Below are 12,260 nucleotides of genomic sequence, written 5' to 3'. Positions count from 1 at the left end.
CTTTGGGAGGATGTGGGAATATTGCGGAACTACGCAGACAGAAAAGCTATCCTGCTTTGTGTCGCAGTGATACTACTCTTCGTCTCTCCCTTATTCCTGCTGGGAGACCATGCCCATATACGTGTTCATGATAATCTCGACTCCAATCTTGCCTGGTATAAAGTACTTGCTGAAAGCGGACAGATGTTTGGCGGCGTCCATGCTGTCATACCTCAGATTATCGGCGGACTGCCTCGGGATGCACTTGGCACGGAATGGACACTAATCGTTTGGCTGCATGCTTGGTTTCCAACAATGACTGCTTACGCCATAAGCCAGCTGCTAACCCGGCTCATTGCGTTTCTCGGTATGTATTTATTGCTCCGCACCCACGTCATCCGGAATATCAAAGCACATTGGATTGCAGCTCTTGTTTCTCTTGCGTTCGCGCTGACACCATTTTGGCCGTCAGGCATGCTTAGCACCATGGGACACCCTTTAGCACTTTGGGCTTTCCTATCTATTAGATCTCAAAAGGCGAATTGGAAGCACTGGACTGCTATTACTTTACTACCGCTATATGCTAGTTTTGTTCTGGGATTCTTTTTCTTCCTCGCCCTTATAGGGATCATATGGCTGCTTGATCTACTTCGATATCGTAAACTGAATTTGCTATTCTTGGTAAGCATTATTTGGATGACTGCTGTTTTCTTAGCAACAGATTACCGGCTTGTCTACACAATGATCGCTGGTTCTGAAACGATGCATCGTGTCGAATTTGTATCCTCCAGACAAGATTTTGCCCAGACGCTCCACTTGTTTTGGAAGAACTTCACACTAGGACATAATCACGTTATGACCCTCCACACCTTTGTGATCCTTCCGGTATTGTTGATTGCTTTGCTTTTGGTCCTCTTTAGGCGAAATCATACAAGACCCATGAACATTTATCTCAGTCTGACAGGATTGAATTTGCTGTTATCTTTTTGGTACGCCCTTTGGTTCAATAAGATTTGGAAAATACCGAAAGAGCATATTGATTTGCTTTCTGCATTCAATTTCGCTCGCTTTCATTTTCTTCGTCCACTCGTTATTTATGCTAGTTTCGGATTAGCTTGTTATCTGCTATGGCAACTCGGAAAGCGAAGTATACGCATTTTTGTTTATGCTTGCCTCTGTCTCCAGCTTGTCGTATTGGCTCTATCCAACGAAGAAATCGTTTATGGCCTCTATCAGCATTCACCTTCTGTTGAGGCCTTCTATGCTGTCGATCAATTTAAAGAAATTCGCGATTATATCGGTCAGCCACAAGACACATATAAGGTGGCAAGCATCGGCTTACACCCTGCTATCGCCCAATATAACGGTTTCTACACTGTCGATACATACAACAATATTATTCCGTTATCCTACAAGCATCAGTTCCGTGAAGTCATTGCAGGAGAACTGGCAAAAAGCAAGAACCTAACACGTTACTTCGATGAATGGGGCAGCCGGCTGTATATTTTTTCGGCGGAGCTCGGAAAGCATTATGATTTTCGTAAAGACTCCGATCGCAGCATACAGAATCTAGATTTAAATGCAGAAGCTTTACGAGAACTGGGCGGAGCCTATGTCCTATCCTCTGTTATGATCGCAAATGCAATCGACAATGATTTGCGCTATGAACGAAGCTTCCAACATCCTGACTCTGCTTGGGAAGTTCACCTATACCGGGTACAACCATAAAGGAGGGAATCCGTTGACTACATCTTTGCCTGTTCTTACATTAGTGATTCCTTGTTATAACGAAGAAGAAATCTTGACTGATACTTGCTCCAAGCTCACATCGACACTGGCAGCTTTAATGCAGGAGCAGCTTATATCATCTGCAAGCAGTATTTTGTTTGTAGATGATGGCAGCAAGGATCATACATGGCAGCTGATCAAAATAGAGCATCTGGCCAATCGATTTGTCACGGGAATAAAGCTTGCAGCTAATGCAGGACATCAGCGGGCACTTCTTGCCGGTATGCTCCATGCGAAGGATTATTCCGATTGTGTCATCACATTGGATGCAGATTTGCAGGACGATATCTCTGTCATCCGAACATTCGTGCTGCGTTATCTGGAGGGCTTTGAGATTGTGTATGGTGTACGAAATGACCGTACATCCGATACTGGCTTTAAGCGCAATACCGCTGCGTTTTTCTACCGGACAATGGAGATGCTCGGAATCCGACTCATTTCCAATCATGCCGACTATCGACTGCTGAACAAACGGGCCTTAACAGAACTAAGCCGCTATAACGAATCCAAACTATTCCTGAGAGGCATCATCCCCCAAATTGGATTTCGCTCAGATATCGTTACTTATGAGCGCAAGCCTCGGCTCGCTGGAGAAACAAAATACCCGCTGAAAAAAATGCTTGGTTTTGCATTTGAAGGTATCACTTCCTTCAGCGTTGCCCCCATCCGTCTTATTGCTGCAGTTGGCTTCGGCCTGTTTCTTATTAGCTTGCTCGCTGCATGTTATGCTGCCATGCAGAAAGTATTCGGGGAGCCCGATGCCGGCTGGACTTCCTTAATTATCTCCATTTGGCTGCTCGGAGGTCTGCAGCTCATGGCAATTGGCATTATCGGTGAGTACATTGGTACAATTTTTGCAGAAGTAAAGAAGCGCCCCTTATATACAATCGATAGTATCCTGAGACAAATGCATCCGCAGGATAGTACGCACTTTACGAAACCTTAACAAATATTTTGCATTGATGCAGTTTTTCTGTTAGAATGTCTTACAAACAGGATACCCCCAAAATATTTCTGTTTTGTTTGCTGCTGTGTGCTCAGTAGCAATAAAAAAGCCACTCATTTGAGTGGCTTTTTTGCTTTTATCAATCCCCGCTTAGTCGTGCTTTACGGGCAGTTTCTGTTTGCTTTGCTACATAATTATGATACTTTTGATGCCATTTTTTAATGGAAACGATGTATAAAACTACGTTTGCCGCTATAAGAATAGCGATCACAGGCCAGAACCAATTCGATACCGCCGCTTCCTCGTAAGCTAATCCAATTGGCGAGAATATGACGTAGAAAATGACAATCGAAAAGATCAGTGTAATGGATACAGGAATTGCGTGCTTCCAAGGAACAAGATGATCTTCCCCATTTTCCGCATAAAAGACTGGTTTGATAGTTCTCAATGGCTTTACTTTTGCCATTATGAGCATGAACGCAACTTCAATCGCCAACAAAATTCCGTAAACGTGGATATAGTTGATACCAGGATCCCAATCGAATATCTGCCGGAAGCCCCACACCATCATATAGTAGGCGAAAACGTGAAATACAATTACCACTTTAGCAGCTGAAGCAGGTACGCGTTTAAAGATCATACCCATCAATACGATAACTAGGATAGGGATATTGAAGAATCCGGTAAACTGCCTGATTAAGTTCCATAAGCCATCCGGTGCGTACATGAGAAATGGTGCAACAAAGAAGGAAACGAGCGCTATGATGATGCCAAGAATTTTGCTGACTTTGATTAATTTTTCATCAGAAGCATTCGGTTCGAATACCGGCTGGTAAATATCAAGTACCAGCAAGGTAGCAACACTATTCAAGATTGAGTTGAAGCTGCTCAGTACAGCCCCAAATAATACAGCTAAGAAAAAGCCTAGCATCCAAACTGGCAGCACATCGCTGACAAGTGTCGGATAGCTCAAGTCTCCATTTTGAATAGAATCCCCATACAAATGGAATGCGATGATACCAGGTATCAGCATAAAAATTGGAACTAGTAGCTTCAGGTATCCCGTAAACAGGACACCTTTTTGTCCCTCTGCCAGATTTTTCGCTCCTAAAGCGCGCTGGATAACATATTGATTTAGGGCCCAATAGAAAAGGTTAGCAAAAAGGATTCCTGTAAAAATGGAGAAGAACGGCACATTATCTGTGCTGCTGCCAATAGCATTCAGCTTATCCGGGCTATTCTGGACGATGTGCTTCATTCCATCCACCATATTTCCGTTACCCAGCAGAATAAAGCCGAGTATCGGAACAAGGAAACCGATGATGACCAAACCGATGCCATTCAACGTATCAGATACTGCCACAGCCCTCAATCCGCCAAAAATCGCATAAACTGCACCGATAATACCGACGAACCATACTGTCATCCACAATGCTTGCGTATATGTAATATCAAGAAGTTCCGGTAAATCGAATAATTGAAGGACGGAAACACCGCCGGAGTAGAGCATGGAAGGAATCGTCACGCACATGTACCCAAGCAGGAACAAAATGACGGTCAATCTCCGGACAGTTTCATCATACCGCTTGCTCAAAAATTCCGGTATTGTGGAAATGCCTATTCCAAGAAACTTTGGCAGCAGGAAAATTGCCATAATGATAGCTGCAAGACCAGCTGTTACTTCCCAGGCCATGCCTGACATATTATTCGTGAAGCTCTGTCCGTTTAAGCCAATCAGCTGCTCAGCCGATAGATTTGTCAGCAGCAAGGAGCCGGCTATGAATATTCCAGTCAAACCGCGCCCAGCAAGGAAGTATTCATCTGCAGTGCTGACATTACCTTTCGTCATATAGTAGGATACCACTGCTACCAACACCATAAAAAAGGCGCAGGATAGTAAAATAAAAATGATTTCTCCGATACTGAACATGCGATCACCCTTTATGTAAGATGTGCTCGAGTTTTGTCGAGCATATCTTAAGTAACCGTTATCATGCACCACCAAACCTATTTAGCAATTTATTATTATTTATCTGTCCGCACATATACAAGCTCATACTGATTTTCATCTTGAAGTGCAACCCACGCTAACTCTAGCTGCAGCAAATCACCAAGCTGCTGCTTTGCTTGCGTACTAGAAATCAATTGATTTTCAGCGTTAACTGCATCCGGTAAGCGGTCTATTATGCACTCCCTGATAAGTCCAGAGTAGATTCCGACGTGAATACTAGCCTCTACTCCTTCTACAGGGATACCTAATTTGGTATAAGAAAAAAGAAAAATATAAGCTGGTTCAAGCTCGTCCTCGATAGCAGCATCAGGGGCCAGTTGCTCTCCTGCGTGCTTCCAATCTTCAAGTAGCTGATCGGTTACCGCTGAAAGAAAATGAACAGCTTGCTGCTTAAGCTCCTCCTCTGTATATCTTCTATCTTTATTCCAAGGCGTAGCTCCTGAATAAAACAGCACTTCTTCATTCTTTCGGACAGCAACTTGATCAGGGAGTTCATCAATAGGAGAATTATCTAGGAGATTTTTTTCTGCCCACAGCTGCACACCATCTTCGTTATAATAATTAACGAAGTCATGCGTTATCCCCATCAAACTTGCCCAATCTTTTTGCTGTGCGGCCGCATCGATATCTGTGAAAACCGGCGGAATTTCAGTGAATAATACTGTACCATCCGCATGCACGCCAATGGCCTGATCTGCAAGCTTATATTTAATTTCTCCATTTTCGAGAGCAAGTACAATTGGTGTTTCGGCAAGCAGTTTTTGTTTTGCCTCCTCTACTTTTATCAACTCATCGCTATCAATCAAAGTATATGTATTCCGATATAGCTGCGCTGCCGTAACAAAACCAGAATCATGGACTTCCACAGCTAATCCCGCACCAGGTACTGGTAAATGGTGAACTGCATCTTTTTCAGCAAGACGGATTACTGTACTATGCGCAGAATAATCTTCCTGAATCACTTCCGCTGCTTCCGGATAAAAAGTTGCAGCAAACTGCTGTGCAATTACTCGCGCTTCGCCATCTTTTTCATCTGGCAGCATCATCTGCAAGTCAAATCCTATAAGATCTCCTTTTGCATCAACATCTACAATACCGCATTGCTCTCCTTTTGCTGACATAAGACGCAATACATCGCCTTCTGCTGAAATTTGTATTTCCGCTGGAAGAAATTGTGTAAGACTCTGAATTAGTTTCATCCGTTAACTCCTTTTATATTTCATTCTTATTATTATGGCATAGAAATAAAAATACACACAACAGCAGCTGCTGTTGTGTGTTAATCAATGCCCATGTATAACTAATTTCACTTTTGACCCTACAGGATCTATAAGTGTGTAACTACTATTTCCCTGTTTTATCGGCAATCCAACTGACTCTGCTCTTTTAATCGCTGCTTGAAGCTTCTCTTCATCTGGGAAGACAATTGTGAACCACTCCATACCTGCTTCATCTGGATTAACAGATGGCGCATTGGCACCGTGCCATGTATTAAGGCCAATATGGTGATGATAACTTCCCGTCGATACGAATAAAGCTCCCGGATAGCTAGAAACGACTGACTGGAAGCCAAGTACATTATTATAAAAGGAAGCAGCATCTCCTAGATGACGCATATACAAGTGAATATGACCCATAACAGTTCCATCCGGAAGGCCAGTCCATTCTTCTTCAGATGCTTCCTTCAACAAACTATCTCCATCAAGCGGATCAGTTGTCATCTGTATTTCTCCATCGATCCACTTCCAGCCTGCGTCTGGTTTGTCAGCATAAATTTCAATTCCATTTCCATCGGGATCATTAAGATAAATGGCTTCACTGACCCCATGGTCTGATGCCCCAAACGGCACTCGATTCAGCACATAAAATTTCACGACATCAGCCAAATCAGCTCTGGTCGGAAGAAGTAACGCAAAATGATATAAACCTGCATGACGGTCCGGCATTCTTTGAAGATTTTGACCTTCCTCTAGATAAAGCAGGATTGTGTTTCCAGTTCCAAGCGTTGCCTTTCCTTGTTCTTCTTCTATAATGTTTAAGCCAATAACTTTTGTATAGTAAGCAACAGATTGTGCCAAATCTGCTACGCGTAATTTTACTTGTCCAATGTATGTCTGTGGTGGTTGTTGGTAGTGCATACAAGCTCCCCCTCTATACTTACTTTATGTAAGTAAGTATATTTTAGATATCTATTTACGTCAAGTAACAAAAAAAGAACACCACATTTACGTGGTGTTCTTCTTATTTATGGCATTAATAGACCAACAATCGTTGCAGATAGGAAGCTAACAAGTGTAGCACCGTAAAGCAACTTCAAACCGAATTTCGCTACAACATTTCCTTGTTTTTCATTCAAACCTTTCACCGCACCGGCAATGATACCGATAGAAGAGAAGTTCGCAAAGGAAACAAGGAATACAGATACGATGGCGATAACACGATCACTCAAAACAAAGTCTCCGCCAGATAGAATCTGCATCGCTACGAATTCATTAGATACCATCTTCGTAGCCATGATGCTTCCTGCATCAACTGCTTCTGACCAAGGCACACCCATAAGGAATGCGAATGGAGAAAATACATAACCAAGCAAGTCTTGGAAGCTGATACCGAAAATTCCTGAGAAGATACTGTTAATCATAGCAATCAACGCAACGAAACCAATTAGCATCGCGGCAACAACAATAGCTACTTTGAAACCATCCATGATATATTCTCCGAGCATTTCGAAGAAGGATTGTTTCTCGCCTTTTTCTTCCTCAATCATATCTTCCTTAGGATCTACTTCATAAGGATTGATGATAGAGGCAATGATGAATCCGCCAAACAGATTCAACACTAGCGCAGTTACGACATAACGCGGATCAAGCATTGTCATGTACGATCCGACAATAGACATAGAAACAGTGGACATTGCAGATGCACAAAGCGTATACAGGCGATGACGCGGCAGCAAGCCAAGCTGTTTTTTCAAAGAAATGAATACTTCTGACTGACCTAGAATCGCTGATGCAACTGCATTATAAGATTCCAGTTTCCCCAGACCATTTACTTTGCTAAGCGCAAGACCGATATATTTAATGAAGAAAGGAAGAATCCGCCAATATTGAAGGATACCGATCAATGCCGAGATGAATACGATCGGCAGCAACACATTCATAAAGAATGTGGATTCTTCTACGTTCACTAATCCACCGAAGACGAAGTTGATTCCTTCAGCAGCGTAGCCAAGCAATAGATTGAACCCATCTGAAATACCTTTTACTAAGTAGTTACCTACTTCTGTATTCAATAGAATGAATCCAAGTACAAGCTGCAGGATGATCATGATGATGATCGGGCGAATCTTAATCATTTTTTTATTCGAACTAGCAATCCAAGCTAATCCTAGAAACACGAATAAACCGATGATGCCGATAATATAACTCATGTTGTTCCCCTTTCGCGTATATAGCCAAAACTGCGACGATGTTAATCATCAAAGTAAAACATATTTTTCACAACGAGTCCTATTATGCCATATTAATTACACATTACGTAGAACTAAATTAAAAGTAATTCTATTAACAATATTCTAACTACTACCCCAAGTGTACAGCCTTGTCTTATGAAAGACAAGGCTGCCGATTAATGGGATGAGTCTACGCTTAAAACGACCATTTCATCATAAGTGACAGCTTCTCTTAGTTTAGCTGCTGTCGCCACAGATATACGCTCTTCTTGTACATATTCATGAATCGCATCTCGTTCCATTCGGATTGCACGCATCCGAAACTTATGAAGCTGCTCTTGAAATGCTTCATCGCTTTCGAAAGATCGATAGCGCCCGACTAGTTTCTTATTGTATAACTGTGTCACAATCAAGGATTCATGACGGTTGGAAGTATTCGTCTGTTCCCGAATTGCATCAATAGCTGCTTGGGCTCCAGCTGCTCGCAGTTGTTTCAGCTCATTACCAACTTCTGGAGTTTTGCTGAGTATCTGCTCAGCATGCTGCTCCCAATTTTCTCTCCAGCGCTTACGGAATTTGCGACGTATCCGTGCAATCTGGAATGCCCGCTTAAATCTGCTGAAAGTTGTATTGACGAGGTACTGCTCCGGTTGCGTAATAAGTACTTGGTATAACTGATAAGCATCTTCAGAAACAACGTCTCTTGACGCCATGTCTTCGATACGTTTTTGCTCTGCTTCCCTACCGACTTTAATCAAGGATTCAATCGTCTGCTTGTTCGGATCCTGCAATATACCTTTTTCAAGGTCGACAAGCTGCTCCTCTAAGTCACGTACAACCAAATTAACAGCCAACTGTGTTTCCCTGACTGCGTCTGCTTGGAGCTGATTGATCGTCTGCTTAAGGATAAGACGATACACCTCTTTAAAGGAAAGTAGCCCATCATCTCTTTTTACCGGTTTTGGAATCAGGATTGGCAGAGCTACAGAAGCAAAAATCAGACTAAGCAGTATCACTCCTGTTGCCACAAACAATACCGTATTTCGCATTGGGAACAGTGAGCCATCATCCAAATAAAAAGGAATGGACAAAGCAGTTGCTAATGTAATAGTTCCATGAATTCCACTCGTAGCCATAATGAGCGCATAATAACCGCGCCCTACTGTTTCTGAATCCTCTGCATTCACCTTGTTGTGATAATTTTTGGATACAAAGCGTTCCATACGGCTTTTTGGAGGTATTGTAAAAGGCTTGTGCAAGCTGTACACCCAAATGAAACGAATAAGGAATAAAGCGATAAAGACAATGATAATAACCCCGAACAAACGCCCCATACCAATTTCGTTCGTATCTTGAATTCCCTGATACACTTCAGGCAGTAAGAATCCTAACAGAACGAACACAAGACCATTCAATACATATTCCACAATGGTCCACGTATTATTGGAAAGGATTTGCAGCTTGGTTGTTGTCTGCTGCAGACGATCACGTTCAATACCGTGAATGATACTGGCCGCTACAACAGCCAGAATGCCGGAAACATGCACCTCTTCGGCCAGTACATAAAGGAAGAACGGCGTCATTACCTGCAGAACGATGAGCATCGAATCATCTTGAAAGCCATATTTCAACAGCTGCAGCCGGATCGTGACAATCACATATCCTGCAACTGCCCCGATGACCAAGCCACCGATGGAGACGAACAAAAATTCTACAGACGCTCCCCCGAACGAAAAGACCCCGGTCAGCGCAGCAGCAAGCGCTACTTTAAAAGATACGATACCGGCTGCATCGTTCAGCAAGGACTCTCCTTCTAGTATCGGCATCACATTGGATGGAAGCTTCAATCCACGTGTAATTGATTTTACCGCAACATTATCTGTCGGTGATATTGTTGCTGCCAGCGCGAAAGCAACTGCCAATGGCATGGATGGAATAAGCCAGTGGATCAAATAGCCGCCTAGTCCGACAGTAAGAAATACAAGTCCAAAAGCCAGCAGTATAATTGGCGTCCGCAGCTGCCATAACTCTTTTCGAGATGCTTTTTGACCCTCACTGAATAGGAGCGGAGCAATTACACAAATCATGAATAATTCAGGCTCAAATTCAAGTGATATATGCAGGGGAAGTATAGATGCGGCTAAACCAAGGATAATCTGGATTAGTGCAAGCGGCAGAGGCAGTATTTTACTAACTGCAGTCGAAAGGAGAACCGCTAATAATAATACGAACAATGCTGTAAAGAAGCTCATGCTATGTGCCAAACCTACTTTCAAATAATATAATCTAGTTTGCGTTACTTCATCTTTTTCACTCGTTTAGAAAAGACCGCTTCCTGATGGGAGCGATCTTTAAATTTAGAAGAACGTCATTCGATAAGAACTGTTGAACTCTGCGTCCGGAGCAAGCTTCTGTATCCCTGCCTTTTGTGATAAAACTCCTGTTGAATCTGTTGTATCAGCAATTCCGAACCACGGCTCGATACATACGAAAGGAGCCATCGTACTTGTCGCTGCATCATATTTGGACCAAATTCCGACATAAGGAAATCCTGACAGTGAGACAGCTACACCATTTCCTTCACTGGATTGGAGACGTACTTCCTCGATATGATCGTACACGATTGCATCATTCTCGAAAAGTGCTGCTTGAATCGGCATAGCTGGCAGTACAGCAGGCTGTTCTTTCTCACGGATTAATCCATCGGCCAGCTCATACACTGTGACTTGTTTGTTCTGCACAGGTTTTAAGTGCAGCTTATAATCGGCAGCATGTTCTCCTGATATAAGCGGGACACGAAAAGCTGGATGAGCACCGATAGAAAAGTACATCATTTCTTCCTTTTCCAAACTGTTCACTTTCCAGTCAACATGCAGCTGATCCGCTTCCAGCCGGTAACAAATTTCCACTCGAAATTCGTAAGGATACACATCTCGGTATTCTCCGTTGGATTCTTTTGCAAATGTAACGGAAGTGGCTTGTGCGTCTGACACTTGGAATTCAGCGTCCCGCAGGAAACCATGATGAGAAAGCTCGTATGTCTTGCCTTCCGCTATATAATTGCTGTCCTTCAATCGACCGACAATAGGAAACAAAACAGGAGAAACGCGGCCCCAATAGGCAGCATCTCCGCTCCACATATAAGAAAGCTGCGTATCTTTATGCTGTACGCTTCTCACTTCTGCCCCTAATTCTGCAATTTCGACACTGAGAGATTCATTTTCGATACGAATCATGCTTGTCCCGCCTGTAAAATTTTCTTGCGGATTGCTTCCGCAACACCATGAGCATTATTGGAGGTTGTTATAAAATCAGCAGCTTCCTTTATAGCTGGAATTGCGTTGTCCATCGCCACTCCGCAGCCGGCGTACTGGATCATGGATAAGTCATTTCCGTTATCTCCAATTGCCATAACCTCTTCCCGCTTGATTCCAAGCTGTTCGGCCAGCTGTTTCACTGCACTGCCTTTGCTAGCTTCGGGATGAAGTATTTCATAGAAATATGGCGCGCTCTGCACCATCGTGAAACGATCCTTCCATTCTTCCGGCACATTTGCTATTGTCTCGCTCAACCGTTCAGGCTCATCAATGAACATTACCTTCGGAACAAGCACATCCCGGGGAATTTCATCGACAGCCCGATAATGCAGCGGCATCTTCGTCATAAAGGATTCCAGAACTGTGTAGTTGCTGATATTTCGGTTCGATGTATATAAGAACTTAGAATCAAAGTAATGCATCGGCGTATCAAGTTTCAAACTAAGCTGATGTAAGTCGATGAAGTCATCGTAAGATAAAGATAGTTGCGATACCACTTCATTTGTATGAGCATTCTGAACAAGTGCTCCGTTGAAGGCAATGACAAAATCTCCATCCTCATTCAGAATCAATTCTTCCAAATAACGATACACACCATGAATTGGTCTGCCTGTACAGAGAACAATTTTAACCCCGAGCTTTTTCGCTTCCTGGAGTGTCTCATGCACTTCCATCGTCACTTCATGCTGATCATTCAATAACGTTCCATCCATATCTATTGCTACAAGCTTATACATACTTCATCCCCCTTTATTTTTCATTGCTATG

General features: G+C 42.9%; 9 protein-coding genes. 2 read left to right on the top strand and 7 right to left on the bottom strand.

What is annotated here, in order from left to right; genetic code table 11:
• The first annotated feature begins 12 nt into the window (after positions 1-12).
• Together GZ22_RS13565 and GZ22_RS13560 are read left to right on the top strand one after the other, a co-directional pair.
• Positions 13-1,707 (top strand): DUF6044 family protein, encoded by a 1,695-nt coding sequence (locus tag GZ22_RS13565; protein ID WP_051748277.1) that lies wholly within the window; start codon positions 13-15, stop codon positions 1,705-1,707.
• A gap of 13 nt (positions 1,708-1,720) precedes the next feature.
• A complete protein-coding gene (locus tag GZ22_RS13560; RefSeq protein ID WP_051748276.1) occupies positions 1,721-2,713 on the top strand; it encodes a glycosyltransferase family 2 protein in 993 nt (330 codons plus the stop codon).
• Between the two features lie 139 nt (positions 2,714-2,852).
• Here GZ22_RS13560 and GZ22_RS13555 read toward each other — a convergent pair whose 3' ends face one another.
• The 7 genes from GZ22_RS13555 to yidA all read right to left on the bottom strand — a co-directional run bounded on the left by GZ22_RS13555 (position 2,853) and on the right by yidA (position 12,229).
• Positions 2,853-4,643, bottom strand: a complete 1,791-nt coding sequence (locus tag GZ22_RS13555; RefSeq protein ID WP_038563520.1) for a solute:sodium symporter family transporter — start codon at positions 4,641-4,643, stop codon at positions 2,853-2,855.
• 95 nt (positions 4,644-4,738) lie between these two features.
• Positions 4,739-5,923 carry a hypothetical protein gene (locus tag GZ22_RS13550; protein ID WP_038563517.1) on the bottom strand — a complete coding sequence of 395 codons (1,185 nt, stop codon included), beginning with the start codon at positions 5,921-5,923 and terminating at the stop codon, positions 4,739-4,741.
• Between the two features lie 84 nt (positions 5,924-6,007).
• Entirely contained in the window at positions 6,008-6,862 is an 855-nt protein-coding gene (locus GZ22_RS13545; protein ID WP_038563514.1) for a VOC family protein, read from the bottom strand.
• A 107-nt stretch (positions 6,863-6,969) separates the two neighbouring features.
• Positions 6,970-8,154 carry a NupC/NupG family nucleoside CNT transporter gene (locus GZ22_RS13540; RefSeq protein WP_038563511.1) on the bottom strand — a complete coding sequence of 395 codons (1,185 nt, stop codon included), beginning with the start codon at positions 8,152-8,154 and terminating at the stop codon, positions 6,970-6,972.
• A gap of 197 nt (positions 8,155-8,351) precedes the next feature.
• Positions 8,352-10,427: a cation:proton antiporter gene (locus GZ22_RS13535; RefSeq protein WP_038563508.1), complete on the bottom strand. Its 2,076-nt coding sequence runs from the start codon at positions 10,425-10,427 to the stop codon at positions 8,352-8,354.
• Positions 10,428-10,532: 105 nt separating this feature from the next.
• The gene (locus GZ22_RS13530; protein ID WP_038563506.1) at positions 10,533-11,411 is read right to left on the bottom strand and encodes an aldose 1-epimerase family protein; all 879 of its coding nucleotides are present in this window, start codon (positions 11,409-11,411) and stop codon (positions 10,533-10,535) included.
• Positions 11,408-12,229, bottom strand: coding sequence for a sugar-phosphatase (gene yidA / locus GZ22_RS13525; RefSeq protein WP_038563503.1), 822 nt, complete (start codon positions 12,227-12,229; stop codon positions 11,408-11,410). Before yidA ends, GZ22_RS13530 begins: the two co-directional genes overlap by 4 nt.
• Between the last annotated feature and the right edge of the window lie 31 nt (positions 12,230-12,260).

Source organism: Terribacillus saccharophilus (assembly GCF_000725365.1).
In the GTDB taxonomy this organism is placed as follows: Bacteria; Bacillota; Bacilli; order Bacillales; family Amphibacillaceae; genus Terribacillus; species Terribacillus saccharophilus.
The sequence above is the reverse complement of the archived record's forward strand: the minus strand, read 5'-3'. Positions and strand labels throughout refer to the sequence as shown.